We start from the raw sequence: 19352 nt of genomic DNA, 5'->3' as shown, positions 1-19352 counted from the left end.
AAATACTCTGAATCAACAGAGTCTGCGCAGACTTACACTTCACTTCATATCCAGTTTTCAGGGATTAAGACACAGATGTGAACACCGGCAAGCCCGGTTGAACATCGTTCTTGATCACAGCGCTTGGCGGCGCCGTAAACCTGAATATGTTTTTCCGTTTGGTAACAATGGCGAAAGGGAACCACGCGTACCCATCTCGAACACGACCGTTAAGCCTTTCAGCGCCGATGGTACTTGGACCGCAGGGTCCTGGGAGAGTAGGACGTTGCCAAGCGACACCCACTTCCGTGAAAGTGGGATTTTTCATGGGGCCATAGTTCAGCTGGGAGAGCGCCTGCCTTGCAAGCAGGAGGTCAGCGGTTCGATCCCGCTTGGCTCCACCATCATATTCCCTGATAGCTCAGTTGGTAGAGCACTCGACTGTTAATCGAGTTGTCACAGGTTCGAGTCCTGTTCGGGGAGCCACCTCATGGAGAGGTGTCCGAGTTTGGTCGAAGGAGCACGATTGGAAATCGTGTAGGCGCCAAAAGCGTCTCGAGGGTTCGAATCCCTCTCTCTCCGTAGCTTTATCATTTTCTTTTTAGGCCCGTTGGTCAAGGGGTTAAGACACCTCCCTTTCACGGAGGTAACAGGGGTTCGAATCCCCTACGGGTCACCATCATATGGAAGCTTAGCTCAGCTGGGAGAGCATCTGCCTTACAAGCAGAGGGTCGGGGGTTCGATCCCCTCAGCTTCCACCATAATGACGCGGGGTGGAGCAGCTCGGTAGCTCGTCGGGCTCATAACCCGAAGGCCGCAGGTTCAAATCCTGCCCCCGCAATTGTTTTACCTTAGTGTGGAGCCGTGGTGTAGAGGCCTAACATGCCTGCCTGTCACGCAGGAGACCGCGGGTTCGAATCCCGTCGGCTCCGCCATTTTTTTATGATTGGTTAACTTGGAGGATTAGTGAAGTGGCTAAACACGGCAGACTGTAAATCTGCTCTCTGACGAGTTCGGTGGTTCGAATCCATCATCCTCCACCATTTCTTTAATGGGGATTAGCCAAGCGGTAAGGCAACGGACTTTGACTCCGTCATGCCAAGGTTCGAATCCTTGATCCCCAGCCATTTTCATTCTCATTGAGAGCCATTAGCTCAGTTGGTAGAGCACCTGACTTTTAATCAGGGTGTCGTAGGTTCGAGTCCTACATGGCTCACCATTTATTTTTCACGGTAAACAATATGCCTGAAACATTGTGCGCGTGTGGCGGAATTGGCAGACGCACTAGACTTAGGATCTAGCGCCTTTGGCGTGGGGGTTCAAGTCCCTCCACGCGCACCATTTATGCGGAAGTGGCTCAGCGGTAGAGCATCGCCTTGCCAAGGCGAGGGTCGCGGGTTCGATTCCCGTCTTCCGCTCCATTATATTTGTGCCCTTAGCTCAGCTGGATAGAGCGTTTGACTACGAATCAAAAGGTCAGGAGTTCGAATCTCTTAGGGCACGCCATTCTTTTTTTACAGTCGGGATGTAGCTCAGCTTGGTAGAGCACCTGGTTTGGGACCAGGGGGTCGCATGTTCAAATCGTGTCATCCCGACCATTTTTATGCGGGTGTAGTTCAATGGTAGAACTTTAGCCTTCCAAGCTAATAGCGTGGGTTCGATTCCCATCACCCGCTTTTTTATGTCCCAGTAGCTCAGTTGGATAGAGCACTCGCCTTCTAAGCGAGTTGTCGGGGGTTCGAATCCCTCCTGGGACGTGTCAGGACCGCATGCGCTGCATGCGGTTTTTGCGTTTTCAGGAGCCGGATGAGAAGCCCCGACGAGGGGGGACGGTGGAGCGCCGCGGCAGGCCCGAAGGGCGGACGCAGCGGATTCGCGAGGTTAGTTGGTGGGAATCCCCCCAACCCCGAAGCGCATCCCTCCTGGGACGTGTCAGGACCGCATGCGTTGCATGCGGTTTTTGCGTTTTCAGGAGCCGGATGAGAAGCCCCGACGAGGGGGGACGGTGGAGCGCCGCGGCAGGCCTGAAGGGCGGACGCAGCGGATTCGCGAGCTTAGTTGGGTGGAATCCACCCAACGTCGAAAGCGCATCCCTCCTGGGACGTGTCAGGACCGCATGCGCTGCATGCGGTTTTTGCGATTTCAGGAGCCGGATGAGAACCCACGACGAGGGGGGACGGTGGAGCGCCGCGACAGGCCCTAAGGGCGGATGCAGTGGATTCGCAAGGTTAGTTGGGTGGAATCCACCCAACGCCGAAGCGCATCCCACCCTGACAGTCCAACGGAGTTGGGGGATATCTTCTTAAGGATGTACGGGCAAGTAGAGCTGATTCATGCTATATTAAAATAGATGTACAAAATATCACCCATGTGTAATTTATTCCCAGGTGGTGGTTTTTTACGATATTCTTCATCTATAGACGGATTTTCAGAGAGCACGGCATTTTTGTATGAAATCATCCGCTCCTTATCGACACATCCATGGAGTTGCAGCTAAGTCAGGCCTTATTACTGCTGCGTGGAATGATTGACGTTTCATGTTATAATACTAGTTAGTGTATGAATCATCCTGGGTTGGAAAACAGCGATAGAAAGAAGGACTTGCTCATGGCGGTTGATCATAGAGAAAAGAAGCCGGACTGGCTGAGAATTAAATTGACGCAAGGAGAGAATTATCAGGAAATCAAAGAGATGATGCGTTCCAAGACGCTACATACGGTATGCGAGGAAGCTAGATGTCCGAACATTTATGAATGCTGGGCCAACCGTACGGCTACGTTCATGATTTTGGGCGATATCTGCACAAGAGCGTGCCGTTTCTGTGCGGTGAAAACCGGTTTACCCACGGAGCTTGATCTCCAGGAGCCTGAACGCGTTGCGGAAGCTGCTGCACAGATGGGGTTGCGTCATTGTGTCATCACATCAGTAGCCAGGGATGATCTGAAGGACGGAGGAGCGTCGATTTTTGCAGCTAGTGTGAAAGCAGTCCGCGAAAAGCTGCCTCTTTGCAGCATAGAGGTGTTGATTCCTGACTTTATGGGGAACGAGGATTCCCTCAAGATTGTTATGGATGCCAAACCGGACATTTTGAACCATAATATCGAGACAGTTGCACGGATGTCCGATAGAGTACGCGCGAAGGCGAAATACAGCCGTTCTTTGGAACTGCTGTCCAGGGCGAAAGCGATGAACCCGGATATTCCGACAAAATCCAGTATTATGCTGGGCGTTGGTGAAGAATGGGACGAGATCATACAAGCAATGGATGACCTGCGTGCTGTTGACTGCAATATTATGACGATCGGCCAGTATCTGCAGCCGACGAAACAACATTTGAATGTAGTAAAGTATTACCCGCCTGAAGATTTCGCAAAGTTGAAGGAAGAAGGCATGAAGCGCGGGTTCAGCCACGTAGAATCGGGGCCGTTCGTCCGCAGTTCATATCATGCTCATGAGCAGGTACAATCCGCTCGCCAGAACTAACAGCGAATATTGCATTGCTTTTGACATGGGGGAAGGGGTCGTGAAGTTATGACCGGCAAGACGTATCAAATTATACAGGAGCACAAGATCGCCTGGAACCCGGAGGCGTTCCGTGACCGGTATAGTGAAGTGCTTGAACGCTATGATTACATCGTCGGGGACTGGGGATATAATCAGCTGCGTCTCAAAGGTTTCTTCAAAGAGGATAATCCCAAGGTGACCCGCGAAAGCTCGGTGGCCGTCCTTCAGGATTACCTGCACGAATATTGTAATTTCGGCTGTGCTTATTTTATCCTGGAGAAAGTGAACGATCCCGTACCGGAGGAACTCAACCCGGCTACTACGATTGTTGTGGACTTCAAGCACACAGGACCACGATACGCTGAGCCGAAACCTGCACCGGAAGCGAAAGTGTCCAAGCACCAGGATGGCCAACAGGAGGGCCGCAAAGGGGGTTCTCAGGCTAATGAAGCCCGTGAAGGCGGAAATGAGAACCGGAGTGGCGAAGGCCGCCGTAAAGGCGATCCTCGCTTCCATGAGAAGCGCCGCGGAGAAGGAAGACCGGACAAGCGTGACCGCAGCCAGGACGGGAAAGCCGCTGGCCGTTCCCAAGGGAATCGCAATCATCCCTCGGCAGGCACTGCTCAAGGTAATTCCCAACTTGGGGGAAAAGGCGGCAACAAAGGTTCGCAGCAGGGCCAGGGCCAAAACCAAGGCCAGAATCAAGGTCAGGGAGGGAAAGACCGGGCTCAAGGGAACGGTCCGTCCAACCAAGCCAAAGCGAACCACAAGCAGACGCATCAAGCAGGACATCCTAAATCCAATCCTCTAAGGGAAGCTACAAGCCAGGATTCGGGCCGCAAGGAAGGAAAACCGCGGGAGAACTCCGGCTCCAGAGACCAAAGTCAGCGGGACCGGGGTCAGGGTCCAGCGGTAAATAAATAACACAAAAGCGCGGCTTCCGCCGCGCTTTTGTGCGTTCTAATACGTTATTCCGATTGATCCCCGATAAATGCCGCCCGTACCCTGTTCCAGAACGGAAAGGGCCGGTATCTGGCAAAGTTCACTTTCAGCGGTGACACTTTGCAGCGGATCGACAGCACATCGTCCCTTTGGATATTTAGATGGTCTGCAGACAACTGCAGCTTCTGATCCTCCCTGGGAATGATATCGCACAAGTGATGGTTGGGAAGAATCATGGACGAACCTAAAGTCCGGTAAACCCGGTTGTTAATCGAGGCAATTTCAGCAATTTGCAGCGCTTCAATGGAAGGATGGATGAGCGCGCCCTGAAGACTTTTGTTATAGGCGGTACTTCCAGAAGGTGTGGAAATGCAAATGCCGTCCCCCCGGAACATCTCGAAGCTCTCCCGGTTGATGTTGATTTTGGCTACCAGCGTTTTGCCGTCATCGCCCCGCATCGTGAATTCGTTTAAGGCATAAAACGTCTCTGTCCCCGCCTTCGAAACCAATTCAATCTCCGCAATCGGATAACGGACAATCTTCATTTCCGAAGTCGGGGAAGACATGCGCCGGACCAGCTCGTCCAGTTCATTTGCTTTCCAGTCGGCGTAAAAGCCCAGATGCCCTGTATGAACTCCCACAAAAGACACCTGGTCCAGCACATGCAGATGCGAATGAAACGCGTGTAGCATCGTACCGTCGCCTCCGATGGAAACGATGGTATCGGGACATTCTTCATCCTTGATCATTCCGCTGTCGGCTGCAAGCTTATGAAATGTATCTGAAAGTTGACGGGACAGATCGTCCCCCCGGTTAAGCAAAGAATACTTCAAAATCTGAAACCTCCTTCAACTGCGTTGCTGTCCGGAACCTTAACCGCCTGCAGCAGTTGCGTAAGCATTGATCAGCGAAACCGCCGATTCCGGCGCGTTGCGGAACTCCACCGCTATTCTGTACCCTTTGCCGCTCTGGGAGGTAACGCGCACCACTTCTCCGGTTACTTCAAATCCGTCCTCGTACACGGGTAAATGGAACCGCATGCGCAGAAGCAGCGGATAAAACAGCTTATTGCTGCAAAAAAACGACAAGCCCCCGCCGCTAATATCAACCATCTGGCCGAGAAAAGCGGTTCCTCCGGTCTGTTCCTTCTTGCGCAGACCGATGATTTCACACCGGATCGGCAGCTTATCCGTTAATGTCGCCCTTGGGAACCTGCGGTTCTGGGAAGTGTACAACAGCTCCGGTGCGGCCAGTTCCAGCAGGCATTCGCCTTCCAGGGTTTTCTTGTTCAGCAATTCAACAAAAGAATAATATAAGACCCCATTATTATAAAAAGAAAACTCAATAAAATTCACTCTGTCCAAGTTCTGTAATGGATTCGTATCCTCATAAGGCAAAGCGGCCGTAAATTGCTGCTCGGATAAATTCCGGATCAGAAACCCGTCTTCCACGCAAAATGGCTGTCCGTCAGCAGTTTCTCCCACAATGATCATTTGGCAGCTCGACTGTTCGGAAATCAGTTCCGATGCAATGGCATCAATCCAGTTCATAATTATCTCCAATAGGTTACCGACATAGCTTTCTTATACTAAATAATAATCAAAAGAGGGCCAGAACACAATGCTTTCCCTCCTTCTTCTTACCATTTGGTAAGATTCCTGACGAAAACATTTGCCATGGATCGGAGGAACGCCAGAAGGGCAAGCAGCCCGATTACTGCAGCAAAAATCGTGCCAGACGATGCGATTCCCGAAGCGAAGGCAGCTGAGGTTTGAACATCGTTCATAAATACAGGGGATTCGTTCACAAGCCATACACGCAAGGGCTGCAAAGGGTTCCACAGCAAAATGGTAGCAGCCATAGCAAGTACCGCATGGATAAAGCGGGCCAGGAAGAAGGGATAGTACCTCATGCCCGTATGCTGGACCAAGCTGACAATTTGAGCATGAACGGAAAGTCCGCCCCAGGAAAGCACGAAAGCCGCCGCCGCCGTTTTATAGACTAAAGGAATATCCTGTCCTGCTCCCCCAGCCGATTTGGCACCTAGAGTGACTTCGAAGAACCCGTTTACAAGAGATTGGCTGACAGCGGGAGGGACATGAAACAGACTCAGCGCGGATTGTACGCTGGCATAAAATCCGTTCATAATGCCTGCTAAAGTGAACAGTTCGATGACTACTGAGAAAAAGACAACTAATCCGCCCACAACGAAGCTCAGCCGTAAGGAAGTTATGACTGCTTGTTGAAGAAGAGTTCCGGTAGGCCTGCCGTCTATAAGCCGGGCCTTATGCATCGCCTGGAAGGAGCGCACCAGCAGAGACCCCTTTTTGCCGGGCTCAACCGAAAGCAGAGGAGTGGGAACTGCGCCGCGTCCATGATAGCGCATGAGCAACCCGACCAAAATTGAAGTACCGTAATGGGTAATCGCCAAAATAACGGCTAGTCCGGCATCATGGAAAAATCCAACCGAAACCGCACCAATCAGGAAGATCGGATCCGAACTCGTGGTGAAGGCCACCAGGCGTTCCCCTTCTTCGCGAGTAACTAATTTCTGCTCCCAAAGCTGGGCGGTCAGTCTAGCTCCCACCGGATAACCGGATGCAAAACCCATCGCCATAATAAATCCTCCGATACCGGGGACACGAAACAATGGACGCATGAGAGGGTCAAACAGCGTGCCGGCAAAATGAACGATCCCAAACCCGATCAGCAGTTCCGATATAACGAAGAAGGGAAGCAATGCAGGGAACAGAATGTCCCACCAGATGGAGATGCCTCTGAGCGCGGATTCCAAGCCTTGAGCCGGATATTTTAACAGAAGTACGGCCAGCAAGAAGGCACCTGCACTGACCAGGATGGATGTCCAAATGTTGGGGATACGCATAAATTGCCTCCGATTGGGTTTTACTAAACTATATGTAACGGGCGGGACATCCATTCCCTGGGAAATGAAGCATAAAAACAAAGAAAATCAGGTACATTGTACTGATTTTTCTGAATATTTATGTTATAATAAGGCTATTCTTACCATGATGGTCTGCCCGTATCATTTAATTGAAGCGAAGACTATGTTAATGGAGTGATGTATATGATGAGTGTGATTGCAGGAATTCTCGTGTGCGCTTTCGTATACGTAATAAGGGAATCGCTGATGGGCCCGGCCGAAGAGGACTGGGAGAACTAAGCGTTATAGATGTAAAGTGGTATCGTCTTCCGCAGACGATGCCTTTTTTTGTACTACCAGCAACGGGATGACACGAAACGGCAGGCAAGATATGTTATACTATAGGTATTTCGATGCAGTACCTATGAGAAAGGCGAGAGGACACAAACGATGGCAAATTCCAACCAAGAAACCATTTACGAAGCGTTAGGCGGTGCCGGCGGCGTGCGCAAGCTGGTAGAAGCTTTTTATCCGATCGTGCTTGAGAACGAGCTGTTATCACCTCATTTCGCTCAAAGTGATATTGAAGATGTGATCGAGAAACAGTATTTATTCCTGACTCAGTTTTTCGGGGGGCCTTTTCTCTATTCGGATCGTTACGGACACCCCATGATGCGGGCCAGGCATATGCATATCCCCTTGACGCCGGAACTTGCGGAAGCATGGCTGAGCTGCATGGGACAGGCATTGAACCGGACAGGAGTACCGTCTCCGCTCCGGGAGGCCGTACTTGAGCGGTTGTCGGCTCCGGCTTATCATTTTATCAACACTCCATCAAAGGAATAGCAGGAGGGCTATAAGCCAGTGGAACCGTTATTCAAAATAGAGATACGCTGCCAAATGTGTTCTCAGGTATTCCAAACCTCGCGCGTCCGCCCGAGCTTCAAACGTCCTTTTAGGTCGGATGAGGATTTTTGCGGTCACTATAAAGAAGTGAATCCCGACTTCTACGTCGTGCGCGTCTGCCCTTATTGCGGCTATGCCAGCACAGAGAACTTTGCGGGCGCAGTTACCGATCGGCAGCGCGACTTGTTCCATGCTAAAGTAGGGGTCCAATGGGTTCCCAGAGAGTATGGGGGGGTACGAACTGCGGAAACCGCCTTGGAAACCTACAAACTGGCTCTCCTATGCGCTCAAATTAAAGGAGAAAGAGGCCGCGTGGTGGCAGGCCTTCTGCATCACATTGCCTGGCTGTACCGTTATGAGGACCATAAGGAACAGGAGCAGCGGTTTCTGGCTTTTGCTCTGGAGGCGTATACTAAGGTCTATGAAGAAGAAAACGGAGAAATCAACAATGCCCGATTGATGTATTTGATGGGGGAACTGAACCGGAGGACGGGACATTATTACGAAGCGGTCAAGTGGTTCGGACGGGTCATTAACGATAAGAAGATCATGGACTCCGCGATGATTCGGGCAAGCCGCGAACAATGGATGGCCACAAGAACGGATATGCTGGCAGCCAAGGTCCAATTGCCCGATGAGATGAAGGAAGAAGGAATTAGGTAAGTCAAAAAAGGAGAGAAAAGTTCTTCCGGAAAATGAAAGAACAGATCTCCCCTCTTTTATTGACCTCTGTTCGGTAATTTTTCGCTAGCCAGCAAATAATCCGAATCTGCATCGACCAGAGTAATTCTATGGTGGCAGCATGGAAATACAAGCAGCTTTTTTCGACCGTCACGGATTTCCTGCAGCTCGGCTGTTTTTAAAGGAACCAGAACGTTAGCAGCGGAGCAAAATGGGCACTCGGGTACATAAATATCCTTCATGACGATGTCATAAGGGCAAGTTCGGTTGAAAGGTATCATGAAGTCCCTGATTCTTTCTCAGCATGGGCGGCAAGTTCAGCCAGCTTCTGAAGCAGAATATGCTGCGGCATGTGCATCAGTTGTTCAATCGGGACTTTTAAATGTTCGGCAAGCTTAACAGCCGTTTCGGGCGAAATATTGAGCGGTTTCATACTGTTCCCCTCCAGAAAAGCATAATAGTCTATATCTACACATAGTTATACACCTCCTCGGGACAAGATTCAATTCCGCAGGTGCGTGAATTCAAGTTTACATAGTAAAGGAGCATTCCTATATGAACAAGCAGCCATTGAAACAAACCTGGAATTTGGATACGATCTTTCCCGGGGGCAGCGAGTCTCCGGCTTTTGCCGAGTTTGCCGAACAGATGGTCCGGGATATTAGCAAATTTGCCGGCATGCTGGAATCCGTCAACGGTCGAGTGAAGGTGCAAAGCCTGGAAGAACCGATCGAGCTGATGCAAAGCTTATCTAACCGGCTGAGGGAGGGCAGCGCTTATGTAGAGTGCCTGACGGCTGAAAATCAGAACGACAGGAAAGCGGTGCTGCTCAGCGGCAAAATGCGGGATACGCATGCGAAATTCATGTCTTCGCTGACTCAATTCGACCAGTTGCTGACACAGGTGCCTGACGAGGATTGGGAAGCGTTCCTGACGTCACAAAAGTACAAGCCTATCGCATTTAACCTGGAAGAGCGAAGACAGCTGGCAGGCGAGAAGATGGCTCCGGCTCTGGAGGCGCTTGCGAATAATCTGGCGGTGGACGGTTATCACGGCTGGGGAGAGATGTACAACACCACAGTGAGCAAGGTTGAAATACCGTTCGAGGAAAACGGAGAGACCAAGCGGCTTTCCGCAGGGCAGGCTTTCAACAAACTCCATAGTGCCGACCGCTCGGTGAGAACAGAGATGTTTCACAAATGGGAAGCGGAGTGGGGCGCGAAAGCCGATTTTTGCGCCGATGCTCTAAATCATCTCGGGGGGTTCCGCACGCAGCTGTACAAAGCCCGTGGCTGGGATTCGATTTTAAAAGAGCCTCTCCAGATCAACCGGATGTCGGAACAGACACTGGATACGATGTGGAACGTTATCAACGAGCATAGCGGCAAATTTGTTTCTTTTCTGCAGCGCAAAGCAAAGCTGTTAGGCTTGGAAAGCCTCAGCTGGTATGACGTGGATGCACCGCTGGGTACGGCCGGAAAAGTATACTCCTATGATGAGGCGGCCGAATTGATCGTGGAACAATTCAGAAAGTTCAGCCCGAAGATGGCGGATTTTGCTGTGAAAGCTTTTGAAGAAGGCTGGATTGAAGTGGAGGATCGCCCGGGTAAACGTCCAGGCGGTTTCTGTACCTCGCTGCCGGTAAGCAAGCAGACCCGAATCTTCATGACGTTCTCAGGAACTGCTTCCAACGTGTCTACACTTGCTCATGAACTAGGCCATGCCTATCATCAGTATGTTATGGATGAACTGCCGGCCATGGCTCAGGAGTATGCAATGAATGTGGCGGAAACCGCCTCTACCTTCGCAGAAATGATCGTTGCGGACGCGGCGGTAAAGGAAGCGGAAAGCCCTCAGGAGAAACTGGCGCTTCTTGAGAACAAGGTCCAAAGCTCGATCGCTTTCTTTATGAATATTCAGGCACGCTTCCTGTTCGAAACACGTTTTTATGCGAAACGCAAACAAGGGCTGGTCAGCACGGAAGAGCTCAATACCCTCATGGAAGAAGCCCAAAAGGAAGCCTATCAACACGCGCTAAACGAATACCATCCTCATTTCTGGGCATCCAAGATGCATTTTTATATTACGGAAGTTCCGTTTTACAATTTCCCTTATACGTTCGGCTATTTATTCAGCTACGGCATTTTTGCCCGCGCCCTGAAAGAGGGAGCAGCTTTTGAGAACAAGTACATTGCACTCCTCCAGGACACTGGAAGCATGACGGTAGAAGAGCTGGCCCAAAAACATTTGAATGTTGATTTGACCCAGCCTCAATTCTGGAGCGAAGCCGTTGGCTTATGTGTCGAAGATGTAGAAGAATTCCTTAGAATGACAGAATAGATCCCAAAAGAACCCGGCCTCTGATTCTAAGGCCGGGTTCTTCTTATGATCGGTTTAAAACTTGAATATGGAGATCGTCCGCTGCAGCTGTGAAGCCAGTTGCGACATTTCCTCGGAACGGCTGACCATCTCCTGGACGGAGGAGATCTGCTCGTTCATAGAGGCCGATACCTCTTGTGTGCCGGCTGCGGATTGTTCGGTTATAGCTGAAATGTTTTCTACGGCTGCCGATATTTTTTGGGAATTTTCGAGCATAGTCCGGCTCTCTGCGCTGAATGAAGCAATCTGTTCCCCGATAAAGCCTACACTGTCGACAATTTCCGAAAATACCCGTTCGGTTTCAAGAATGAGCACATTTTGGTTTTCGACAATTTGTTCATTGGTTTGTATATTATGTATCGCCTGTTTAATGCCGGCTTCAATGCTTTTGACCAGGTTAAAGACCTCTTTTGTCGATGCCGTTGATTCTTCCGCTAAATTCCGTACTTCCTGAGCAACAACGGCAAAGCCTTTCCCGTGTTCCCCTGCGCGTGCTGCCTCAATAGAAGCGTTAAGGGACAACAGGTTGGTTTGCTCTGCAATTTCGGAAATCGTCTTGGTAATCTTAGTAATACCGGCCGCTTGTTTAGCTAATTCTGAAATGGTAGCAGATACGTTCGCCGTCGCTTCGATATTGCTCTTCATGCCTTCGCTTTGGCTTTCCACCGCTTTGCGACCTTTCTCAATCAGGAGAAAAGCCTGCTCGGAGCGCTGCTGCATCACTTCCGTTGACTGGGCATATGCAGCTACTTTCGTTTCAATTTCCCTTACGGAGACCGACATATCCGATACGTCCTCGGAAATTTCATTTGCCCCGGTGGCCAGTTCGCCTGCCGACTGGGTTACCTGACCGAGTACATTCTTCAAATGCTGATTTTTTAGATAAATGTCACGGCTGGAGTCTGAAACGGTCGAGGAGATTTTGGACGTTTCGTTCAAAATTTCTTTCAATTTGTCGATCATTTTGTTGAAGGATAAACCTAATTCACCCAGTGCATCGTTCGACCGGATGTCGATATTTCTCGTAAAATCACCTTTGGAGATGTCGAGAGCGACCCGGGACATATCCGTAATCGGTTCTGTTAGCGCTTTCTCAAGTAAGTTGAAGAAAGGATAACTTCCTCCCAATAATGCCAAAACCAGCAATACTCCAAGCCATACAGGGAAATTCGGACTGAATAAAATCAATAAAATCAGTAATGAGAACAATCCTGCCAGTGTGAAACCAGAAGCCATAATCTTGTTCCGGAACGACAAGCCGTTGAACCAGTTCATTCGACATCCACCTTCTTAACCGAGTATAAAACCCAAATTTATCCTCATTATATCACCGTATAAGACAAATGGTCTAGTTAAATACTAGTCTTTTAGTCCGGACTCCCCTATAATAAGGTTACATATTCAGGAAATTTGTTGGGTTAAATAAAAATTAAACAAAAAATCAGATAATTTTTACTATTTTGTAAATATTTGTTGATATAGGTAGAAGGTCGCAGTATAATAGGCATTAAGTAAGAGAGATACAAATAGAGTGGAGGAGACAATAGGTAGATGGAGCAGCTTCCTTTGGTTAGGCAGCTAGATATGGCTTTCAAGAGGTTATACGGAGAAATGGATTTTTTATCGTCAGGTACTGTTTTTGTGCAAATTCGCAATAATTCGATCGGGAAGTTCGGCATCCGCCATAACCCTGTAGAGAGCAGGGACGGTGTCCTGCATGAAACGAAAGGTTTGACTGAAGCGCAGAAGAAATCTTTCGCCGAGATGGCCGTACATTCACTAAAGATGAAGAAGCATTGGACCCATGGGGAAATTTATTACGATTTCACTGTTAGACAGAACGTACTTGTCACAAGCGTACAATTTGAGTCAAATTACAATATGGCGAATCTGCTTACGGAAATTAGTCAGAACCGTTATTAATTGCAATTATCGATTATCCTACATACTTCCTTGAAGGCCTTTCCGCTGCGGAGAGGTCTTTCATTCGTTTAAAATGGAGGACTCCTGCCCAAACTGAAATTAGCATTACACGGCAGGAGGTGACACAATGAGAACAGCGTTTACTTTAGCAACACTCGTATTGCTTCTAATGGTTGTGTTCCCCTACAGTAAGGATATTCAGACTATTAGTCCGGAAGCAGTCGAGCCTGGGGAAGCACCCGCACTTGAGGATACGGTGGGAAGCCAGGTGTACCGGGAAAGTGTGGGAGACGCAGTGTATCCTTAAACGCAACGAAAAGGTGACTGGTTTAGTCACCTTTTGTTAAGTATGGGGTAGAACATTATCTGGAGAAACGACCTGCAAGTTGTTGCTCAGCGATTTCAACTAGACGGCGAGTGATGTGTCCACCGATCGCACCAGTGTCGCGAGTAGCATAGTTACCGTAGTAACCGTCTTGCGGAATTTGGATTCCCAATTCTTGAGCGATTTCATATTTCAATTGCTCAAGAGCTTGGTTTGCTTGAGGTACAACCAAAGTGTTGCTAGAGCTGCTTCCTGATCCCATTGTTATCACCTCCATGGTGGTAGTATGACCCAAAAACAGAATTATACGCATGTATGCAAAAAATATTTTGGAGGAAAATCAGGTTGACTTTAAGGGGCGCAGGAGTATAATAAGTGAAAAATAACGCTAGAAAATGTAATTTATATCCGACACAAAGAATGGAACAAGTAAAGCTGAGCGTCTTCGCTGAAGAGAGCCGGTGGTTGGTGTGAACCGGTGCAAGCGGCAGTTTGAATGGGTCCAGGAGTGCGAAGCAGAAACGGCTGTTGCCGAAGTACGCGGCAGCGGGTGCTCCCCGTTACGGAGCTGAAGTTGGCTGTGCTTCATGACAGCCATAAATTAGGGTGGTACCACGGTCTTTCGTCCCTTGCGAAAGGCCTTTTTTTATTTGGAGGAGGCAGGATAAGATGAAAAAAGTATTGTCAGGCATTCAGCCGAGCGGACAGCTCACCCTGGGCAACTACATCGGAGCAATCAAGAGTTATGTGGAACTGCAGCACACACATGAATGCTACTTTATGGTTGTTGATCTGCACGCAATTACAGTGCCGCAAGAACCTGAAGCCTTAAAAGAAAACAGTGCGGCCGTAGCGGCATTGTACCTTGCAGCAGGTATCGACCCTGCCAAAGCTAATGTTTATTTGCAGTCCCATGTACCCGCTCACGCCGAGTTGGGATGGCTGATGACTACCTTAAGCTATATGGGCGAATTGGAGCGAATGACGCAATTCAAAGATAAGTCTGCAGGGAAATCGTCGATCGGTACAGGTCTGTTCGTCTATCCCGCACTGATGGCTGCGGACATCCTGGTTTACAATACTGATTTGGTTCCAGTGGGCGATGATCAGAAGCAGCATCTGGAGCTGACAAGAGATTTGGCGCAGCGGTTTAACCAGCGCTTCGGAGAGCTGTTTACGGTTCCGGAGCCTTACATTCCTCAATACGGCGCCAGAATTATGTCACTGGACGATGCAAGCAATAAGATGAGCAAGAGCAACCCCAATGCAGGAAGCTATATTGCTATGCTTGACGAGCCGGATGTGATCCGGAAGAAAATCAGCAGAGCTACTACGGATTCCGGACGCGAAGTCCGCTTTGACCGGCCGGAAAAGCCGGAAATCAGCAATTTGATGAGCATTCTCTCCGCTTGTTCCGGATTGACGATGCAAGAGATTGAATCGAAATATGAAGGGCAAGGGTACGGGGCGTTTAAGAAAGATGTGGCGGAATCGGTCGTTTCCGTGCTGGAACCTATTCAGCAGAGGTACAGGGATATCCGACGTTCCGGGGAGCTGGAGGAAGTTCTGAGACACGGAGCGGAGAAAGCGCAGCAAGCTTCAAGCCGTGTCCTGCGACAGGTGAAAGAGAAAATGGGGTTCCTTGTGTAAAGACAAGTGCCGCTTAGCAAAAAGCCCCGCCCCTATACATTTCATGGGCGGGGCTCTTAATTATTCACTCTACTTCTTCGCATCTCCGTAACGCCGCCTATCCTTTCTTGCCTTAACAATAAAGGAAAAACCGAGGAAACCGACCCAGATAATAAGAAGAGCGGCAGCTATCCATAAATTCCTGTAGCTCAGCGAAGCCCCTATTCCGATGAGAATCAGCGTAGACAACACCGCGAACAGTAAGGATAATTTTTTGCTCAAAATTTCCACCCCAAGTATCTAAATTTTTTAGGAACATAGTGAATAACAAGCTCCCAACCGAAACATAATAAGTTCGCAAGCTTGCAAATACATCAAAGATTGCACATTCGAAGGGAGAAATTGAACTATGGGATCCGGAAGCAGCTCAAACAACACACTGGTAGTACCTCAAGCAAACCAAGCTCTTGAGCAACTGAAATATGAGATTGCTCAAGAACTGGGCATCCAAATTCCGCAAGATGGTTACTACGGTAACTATGCTACTCGCGACACTGGTGCGATCGGTGGACACATCACTCGTCGTCTGGTAGAAATCGCGGAGCAATCCATTGCTGGTCAATTTGGCGGTCAATCTCGTTAATTTATACATCAAAATGCAACAAGTCGGGCGCAGCCCGAGATAAAGCTCAAGGGATACTCCCTTGAGCTTTATTGTTTCTTCTTCAGTAAGTGTCCATCCGCAGCCGCTTTTCCAGCCTTTCATCGCTTAACCAGCCTACGTAAGAATCCAAAATGCGGTATTCCGGATCCATTAACAGCACTCCGACAAACGGATATTGCTTGCGGTGGCGGTAACGGACATCTATCCACCTGACTTCGAATCCCCATTTATGTTCTTTCACCTCTGCACAGGCAAAGGATGAGAAATAGGTAAACGCCTGAATCTCTTTGGATTCCTTGGACTTCTCTACGGCCGGGTGGCTTGAACATACCGCTTTATCCAGCCAGCGCAGCCTGCCATTCACATATTCTCCAATCCGGTAGGAGTTGGCGTCGATCCGCTTAACTACATTCCAGGCAGAGTGTTTCACAGTCGGAATGGCAAAAAATTTATGGCCCGGCTGATATTCCGGATCCTGTTTCGGAAGGCTGCGTTCCAGCCAATAATGCACTGCCGTTCTCCAACAATAATACAATGCGAGCAGAATGTATAAAGCTGAGAAAATATACTCGGGTTTCGTTAGGCTGAATGTCCAGATCATAATGGCTACTACATGCCCGACAAAGATGACCGGATCAAAGATATGAATAATATTCCAGGAAATCCACCGGTGCGTTAACGGATAAGCAGCCTGGGTACCGTACGCATTGAAGCAATCAATAAACACATGAAGAGACACTGCAATAAACACCCATAGCCCTAAATGAAATAATGAAGCCGCCGGGAAAAACCAGGAGATCAGTCCTGTGATCAGCACCGTCCATAAGAAAATGGCAGGAAGGGAATGGGATTTGCCGCGATGGTTCTTAATGTAAGACGCGTTACCCCTAAACCGGAACAGCGTATCGGAGTCCGGTGCCTGCTGGCCTAACACAGTACCGATAAATACGGCTGTAGCCAGCGTTGAATCTGCCGCAATCACCGGATCGATATGAGACAGGCCGGCAAGCCCGAGTCCTATGACGAGATGAGTACCTGTGTCCAAGCCGTTTCCTCCTAATGTGTTGAATCAATGCTATTCATTATCATCCAACGGGTTTACTTTTATAAGTACCTTCTACATTATATAAAGCAGAGGGGAGGACGGCAAACCATGAGGATAAAAATTTTTGCAGAGTATCGGATTAAGCGCGAATGCAGGAGTGCTTACCTGGAGTGGGCGGTAAAGGCGGTGGAAAGCATGTCCGGATCAGGCGTTAGCCTGGAAATACTGGAAGGGTTCGATCAGCCGTTGTTGTTCGTAGAGCTATGGATCGGAGTGACAGAGGCGGACTATCGTAAGCTAAAAGGAGAGAGGGAGGATGAAAGCCATCCATTATGGGGGCAGCTTCCCCAATACATAGAGGGAGGAAGCGCGAAATTTCATATGTGGGCGTTTACAAAAACAGCCCCCTTGCCGGAATAATCCGGAAGGGGGCTTTTTAAAGAATTATCTGGTAGGTCCTTGAAATCCTTGAAAAGGGTAATTGTAAACGATCGGCTCATCAAAGGTGACATAATCCAAATAAATGGTCAGCAGCAGATAGTTAACCCCGTTGGCATCTTCCAGAATAATGTGGTCACGACCCGCGCCTTTCAACACGCCCTTGAAAATTTTGCTGTTCCAGGTAGTGCTGTTCTCAAAAGTCATGTATACAGTCGCTACTTTTCCAAGGTTGAGCCGGAGGATGTTCTCTATGTAGGACTCCTCTGTAAACGGTAAAGTACCCGGCCCTCCAGGGACGCCGCCGGGCAAATAAGTGCCGCTGGGCTGGGGAGGAGTCATCGGCTGTCCGCCCACTCCTTGCATCGGAACTCCTCCCTGAATAGGCATCATGTAAGGTGTGGCCGATCTTGGAAACGGAGAATAAGGAAACATGAACATCCACCTTTCATATCGTAATCTTGTGAAATAAGATTAATACACATTCGGACAGTCGCTGCGGCTTGGAGCAAAAAAACAATGGGCTTTATAGCGCCCGGTGTTCCGTTGGTCATACCATGTTCCGGGACAACCCCCGGTCGGTCTGTAAAACCATAACCCGTTCGTAGCCGGATGTGTCCGCTCGCCTTGAATTGCACGCCTCGCGAGACGGATGTCTTTATCCCTGGCACGTTGATAAAAGTAGCCTTTAATGGTTGCTTCGAAACCGCCGGGACGTTGAAATACCATATCGCTCACGCTGCGTATGTTTTTGAAATCGAGACAATTTCCCAGGATGCGGTTCACGCCCACGTTGCCTACCATAAGCATCCCTAAATCGCCTTCTCCCTCAGCCTCCGCGCGCATAAGTCTTGCCAGCAGCTTCGTGTCTTCCGCATTCGCTTTGATGACGGCCATGCTGTGCTTACCCCTTCCGAAACGGTATGTTTGCCTGTCATGGATTTGATGCCTTCCGTACCAATGTATGGAGGGGGTGAGCGTTTCATGACAATTTATTGGAGATTGGAGAACTTATTACAATCCTATGAATTCACCGGGCGAACATTGTCAAAGCTTGCCGGGGTTTGCTATGATGTACAGATATAGAGGGTACGGCGCATAAAGCGCCTAAGGGAAGCGGGAAAGATGCTGTGTCTTGTTCCCGCCACAAGGAGGATCATTAGAAGTGGAAATACCGCAAGCGGGAGAACGTCCCGTGTGGAAAGACTATATTCAATTGACGAAACCCCGGATTCTCATGTCGAATCTGATCGCCGCTTTCGGCGGATTCTGGTTAGCTTCGAAATGGGATATCCAGTGGAATCTTTTACTGTATACCCTGATCGGCACCACACTCGTGATGGCCTCATCCTGTGTGTTCAACAACTATCTGGACCGCGAGCTGGACACTAAGATGGCCCGTACGAGCAACCGGCCTTTAGCAACCGGCCGAATTAACCCGTCCAGTGTGTTCATGTACGGCACAGTGCTCGGGATCATCGGACTGGCAGTGCTCTTTCTGCTCGTCAATACACTTGCCGGCTTCCTGGGTATTATCGGAATGATCGTGTATGTCGGGATTTATACGGCCTGGCTGAAACGGACTTCTACGCTCAGCACGGCCATCGGCGGTTTATCCGGGGCCATGCCTCCGGTCATCGGCTACTGCGCGGTAAGCGAGACGATGGATATCGGCGCCTGGCTGCTGATCGCGATTCTCTTCCTTTGGCAGCCTCCTCACTTCTGGGCGCTGGGCATTTACCGCAAAGAAGAATACAGAGCCGCAGGGTTTCCGCTGTTGCCTGTCGTGAAAGGCGTCCACCGGACGAAAGTCCAGATGATTCCTTATCTGGTTCTATTGATTGCAGCGAACGTGGCTATGTATCTTTATAACTATGTGGGTTGGATTTATCTCACGGTTACAACCTTACTCGGCATCTACTGGCTCGTTTCTGCACTGTCAGGTTTCAAAGCGAAAGACGATGATCTATGGGCTCGCAAAAACTTTAAGCTGTCCGTCAATTTCCTGATGATTTTATTTCTGGTGATGATTGTGGACACGGTGCATCTATAA

The 19352-nt window shown here is 49.3% G+C and carries 22 protein-coding genes, 16 tRNA genes, 1 rRNA gene and 1 other annotated feature; of the genes, 28 read left to right on the top strand and 11 right to left on the bottom strand.

All coding sequences use genetic code 11. The features are described from left to right. Window positions 1-157 precede the first annotated feature (157 nt). From rrf to ACFSUF_RS15155, 19 genes are all read left to right on the top strand, one after another. Window positions 158-274: ribosomal RNA gene (rrf, locus tag ACFSUF_RS15245) — 5S ribosomal RNA — on the top strand. A 33-nt stretch (window positions 275-307) separates the two neighbouring features. Next, window positions 308-383: transfer RNA gene (locus ACFSUF_RS15240), tRNA-Ala, on the top strand. 6 nt (window positions 384-389) lie between these two features. Further along, window positions 390-465 (top strand) — tRNA-Asn (locus ACFSUF_RS15235). Window positions 466-471: 6 nt separating this feature from the next. After that, window positions 472-561 (top strand) — tRNA-Ser (locus tag ACFSUF_RS15230). A gap of 22 nt (window positions 562-583) precedes the next feature. Beyond that, a tRNA-Glu gene (locus tag ACFSUF_RS15225) sits at window positions 584-658 on the top strand. Window positions 659-664: 6 nt separating this feature from the next. Beyond that, a tRNA-Val gene (locus tag ACFSUF_RS15220) sits at window positions 665-740 on the top strand. Between the two features lie 6 nt (window positions 741-746). Beyond that, window positions 747-820: transfer RNA gene (locus ACFSUF_RS15215), tRNA-Met, on the top strand. Window positions 821-837: 17 nt separating this feature from the next. Continuing rightward, window positions 838-914 (top strand) — tRNA-Asp (locus ACFSUF_RS15210). Window positions 915-936: 22 nt separating this feature from the next. Continuing rightward, window positions 937-1022: transfer RNA gene (locus ACFSUF_RS15205), tRNA-Tyr, on the top strand. A gap of 9 nt (window positions 1023-1031) precedes the next feature. Then, window positions 1032-1106, top strand: a tRNA-Gln gene (locus ACFSUF_RS15200). 16 nt (window positions 1107-1122) lie between these two features. Beyond that, a tRNA-Lys gene (locus ACFSUF_RS15195) sits at window positions 1123-1198 on the top strand. Between the two features lie 38 nt (window positions 1199-1236). Continuing rightward, window positions 1237-1320: transfer RNA gene (locus tag ACFSUF_RS15190), tRNA-Leu, on the top strand. A 5-nt stretch (window positions 1321-1325) separates the two neighbouring features. Next, window positions 1326-1400: transfer RNA gene (locus tag ACFSUF_RS15185), tRNA-Gly, on the top strand. 8 nt (window positions 1401-1408) lie between these two features. Then, window positions 1409-1485, top strand: a tRNA-Arg gene (locus ACFSUF_RS15180). Between the two features lie 15 nt (window positions 1486-1500). Beyond that, window positions 1501-1577 (top strand) — tRNA-Pro (locus ACFSUF_RS15175). Window positions 1578-1584: 7 nt separating this feature from the next. Continuing rightward, window positions 1585-1655 (top strand) — tRNA-Gly (locus ACFSUF_RS15170). Between the two features lie 7 nt (window positions 1656-1662). Further along, a tRNA-Arg gene (locus ACFSUF_RS15165) sits at window positions 1663-1736 on the top strand. Window positions 1737-2538: 802 nt separating this feature from the next. Then, window positions 2539-3462: a lipoyl synthase gene (gene lipA, locus ACFSUF_RS15160; protein ID WP_377603863.1), complete on the top strand. Its 924-nt coding sequence runs from the start codon at window positions 2539-2541 to the stop codon at window positions 3460-3462. Between the two features lie 48 nt (window positions 3463-3510). Then, window positions 3511-4407: a YutD-like domain-containing protein gene (locus tag ACFSUF_RS15155; RefSeq protein ID WP_377603861.1), complete on the top strand. Its 897-nt coding sequence runs from the start codon at window positions 3511-3513 to the stop codon at window positions 4405-4407. A 44-nt stretch (window positions 4408-4451) separates the two neighbouring features. Here ACFSUF_RS15155 and ACFSUF_RS15150 read toward each other — a convergent pair whose 3' ends face one another. From ACFSUF_RS15150 to ylbJ, 3 genes are all read right to left on the bottom strand, one after another. Further along, window positions 4452-5258 carry an NAD kinase gene (locus tag ACFSUF_RS15150; RefSeq protein WP_377603859.1) on the bottom strand — a complete coding sequence of 269 codons (807 nt, stop codon included), beginning with the start codon at window positions 5256-5258 and terminating at the stop codon, window positions 4452-4454. Between the two features lie 39 nt (window positions 5259-5297). Continuing rightward, complete coding sequence (locus ACFSUF_RS15145) at window positions 5298-5975, bottom strand: PilZ domain-containing protein (protein WP_377603857.1); 678 nt, start codon at window positions 5973-5975, stop codon at window positions 5298-5300. An 89-nt stretch (window positions 5976-6064) separates the two neighbouring features. Next, window positions 6065-7309 carry a sporulation integral membrane protein YlbJ gene (ylbJ, locus tag ACFSUF_RS15140; RefSeq protein ID WP_377603855.1) on the bottom strand — a complete coding sequence of 415 codons (1245 nt, stop codon included), beginning with the start codon at window positions 7307-7309 and terminating at the stop codon, window positions 6065-6067. A gap of 450 nt (window positions 7310-7759) precedes the next feature. On the opposite strand from ylbJ, the gene ACFSUF_RS15135 reads away from it, so the two are divergent. Both ACFSUF_RS15135 and ACFSUF_RS15130 read left to right on the top strand, forming a co-directional pair. Beyond that, a complete protein-coding gene (locus ACFSUF_RS15135) occupies window positions 7760-8155 on the top strand; it encodes a globin domain-containing protein (protein ID WP_377603853.1) in 396 nt (131 codons plus the stop codon). A gap of 18 nt (window positions 8156-8173) precedes the next feature. Next, window positions 8174-8878 carry a DUF2225 domain-containing protein gene (locus ACFSUF_RS15130; RefSeq protein WP_377603851.1) on the top strand — a complete coding sequence of 235 codons (705 nt, stop codon included), beginning with the start codon at window positions 8174-8176 and terminating at the stop codon, window positions 8876-8878. A gap of 56 nt (window positions 8879-8934) precedes the next feature. On the opposite strand, the gene ACFSUF_RS15125 is transcribed toward ACFSUF_RS15130, so the two are convergent. Both ACFSUF_RS15125 and ACFSUF_RS15120 read right to left on the bottom strand, forming a co-directional pair. After that, window positions 8935-9177: a hypothetical protein gene (locus ACFSUF_RS15125; RefSeq protein WP_377603849.1), complete on the bottom strand. Its 243-nt coding sequence runs from the start codon at window positions 9175-9177 to the stop codon at window positions 8935-8937. Continuing rightward, window positions 9174-9329, bottom strand: coding sequence for a YycC family protein (locus tag ACFSUF_RS15120; RefSeq protein ID WP_377603847.1), 156 nt, complete (start codon window positions 9327-9329; stop codon window positions 9174-9176). Before ACFSUF_RS15120 ends, ACFSUF_RS15125 begins: the two co-directional genes overlap by 4 nt. A 122-nt stretch (window positions 9330-9451) precedes the next feature. Between ACFSUF_RS15120 and ACFSUF_RS15115 the strand changes: the two genes are divergently transcribed. Further along, window positions 9452-11236 (top strand): M3 family oligoendopeptidase, encoded by a 1785-nt coding sequence (locus ACFSUF_RS15115; protein WP_377603845.1) that lies wholly within the window; start codon window positions 9452-9454, stop codon window positions 11234-11236. 54 nt (window positions 11237-11290) lie between these two features. Here ACFSUF_RS15115 and ACFSUF_RS15110 read toward each other — a convergent pair whose 3' ends face one another. Beyond that, a complete protein-coding gene (locus ACFSUF_RS15110; RefSeq protein ID WP_377603843.1) occupies window positions 11291-12550 on the bottom strand; it encodes a methyl-accepting chemotaxis protein in 1260 nt (419 codons plus the stop codon). A gap of 276 nt (window positions 12551-12826) precedes the next feature. Between ACFSUF_RS15110 and ACFSUF_RS15105 the strand changes: the two genes are divergently transcribed. Together ACFSUF_RS15105 and ACFSUF_RS15100 are read left to right on the top strand one after the other, a co-directional pair. After that, window positions 12827-13198 (top strand): O-methyltransferase, encoded by a 372-nt coding sequence (locus ACFSUF_RS15105; RefSeq protein ID WP_377603841.1) that lies wholly within the window; start codon window positions 12827-12829, stop codon window positions 13196-13198. A 127-nt stretch (window positions 13199-13325) separates the two neighbouring features. After that, window positions 13326-13505 (top strand): hypothetical protein, encoded by a 180-nt coding sequence (locus ACFSUF_RS15100; protein WP_377603839.1) that lies wholly within the window; start codon window positions 13326-13328, stop codon window positions 13503-13505. A gap of 55 nt (window positions 13506-13560) precedes the next feature. Here the strand turns inward: ACFSUF_RS15100 and ACFSUF_RS15095 are convergent, their stop codons facing one another. Beyond that, window positions 13561-13785, bottom strand: coding sequence for a small, acid-soluble spore protein, alpha/beta type (locus tag ACFSUF_RS15095; protein WP_377603837.1), 225 nt, complete (start codon window positions 13783-13785; stop codon window positions 13561-13563). Window positions 13786-13930: 145 nt separating this feature from the next. Continuing rightward, window positions 13931-14156, top strand: a binding site (T-box leader). Between the two features lie 36 nt (window positions 14157-14192). Here ACFSUF_RS15095 and trpS point away from each other — a divergent pair. After that, window positions 14193-15173 carry a tryptophan--tRNA ligase gene (gene trpS / locus ACFSUF_RS15090; protein ID WP_377603835.1) on the top strand — a complete coding sequence of 327 codons (981 nt, stop codon included), beginning with the start codon at window positions 14193-14195 and terminating at the stop codon, window positions 15171-15173. 69 nt (window positions 15174-15242) lie between these two features. Here trpS and ACFSUF_RS15085 read toward each other — a convergent pair whose 3' ends face one another. Then, a complete protein-coding gene (locus ACFSUF_RS15085; protein ID WP_377603833.1) occupies window positions 15243-15434 on the bottom strand; it encodes a DUF5325 family protein in 192 nt (63 codons plus the stop codon). A 127-nt stretch (window positions 15435-15561) separates the two neighbouring features. Here ACFSUF_RS15085 and ACFSUF_RS15080 point away from each other — a divergent pair, with 127 nt between their 5' ends. Further along, entirely contained in the window at window positions 15562-15795 is a 234-nt protein-coding gene (locus ACFSUF_RS15080) for a small, acid-soluble spore protein, alpha/beta type (RefSeq protein ID WP_377603831.1), read from the top strand. Window positions 15796-15877: 82 nt separating this feature from the next. Here ACFSUF_RS15080 and ACFSUF_RS15075 read toward each other — a convergent pair whose 3' ends face one another. Continuing rightward, a complete protein-coding gene (locus tag ACFSUF_RS15075; protein WP_377603829.1) occupies window positions 15878-16861 on the bottom strand; it encodes a metal-dependent hydrolase in 984 nt (327 codons plus the stop codon). A gap of 108 nt (window positions 16862-16969) precedes the next feature. On the opposite strand from ACFSUF_RS15075, the gene ACFSUF_RS15070 reads away from it, so the two are divergent. After that, window positions 16970-17281 (top strand): hypothetical protein, encoded by a 312-nt coding sequence (locus ACFSUF_RS15070; RefSeq protein ID WP_377603826.1) that lies wholly within the window; start codon window positions 16970-16972, stop codon window positions 17279-17281. A 24-nt stretch (window positions 17282-17305) separates the two neighbouring features. On the opposite strand, the gene gerQ is transcribed toward ACFSUF_RS15070, so the two are convergent. After that, on the bottom strand, window positions 17306-17734 hold the full coding sequence (gerQ, locus tag ACFSUF_RS15065; protein WP_377603824.1) for a spore coat protein GerQ: 429 nt from the start codon (window positions 17732-17734) through the stop codon (window positions 17306-17308). Window positions 17735-17773: 39 nt separating this feature from the next. Then, on the bottom strand, window positions 17774-18196 hold the full coding sequence (locus ACFSUF_RS15060; RefSeq protein WP_377603822.1) for a cell wall hydrolase: 423 nt from the start codon (window positions 18194-18196) through the stop codon (window positions 17774-17776). Window positions 18197-18464: 268 nt separating this feature from the next. On the opposite strand from ACFSUF_RS15060, the gene cyoE reads away from it, so the two are divergent. Further along, entirely contained in the window at window positions 18465-19352 is an 888-nt protein-coding gene (cyoE, locus tag ACFSUF_RS15055; RefSeq protein WP_377603820.1) for a heme o synthase, read from the top strand.

It is taken from the genome of Paenibacillus gansuensis (genome assembly GCF_042684925.1).
GTDB lineage: Bacteria > Bacillota > Bacilli > Paenibacillales > DY6 > Paenibacillus_N > Paenibacillus_N gansuensis.
This window is presented reverse-complemented; position numbering and strand designations above follow the sequence as displayed.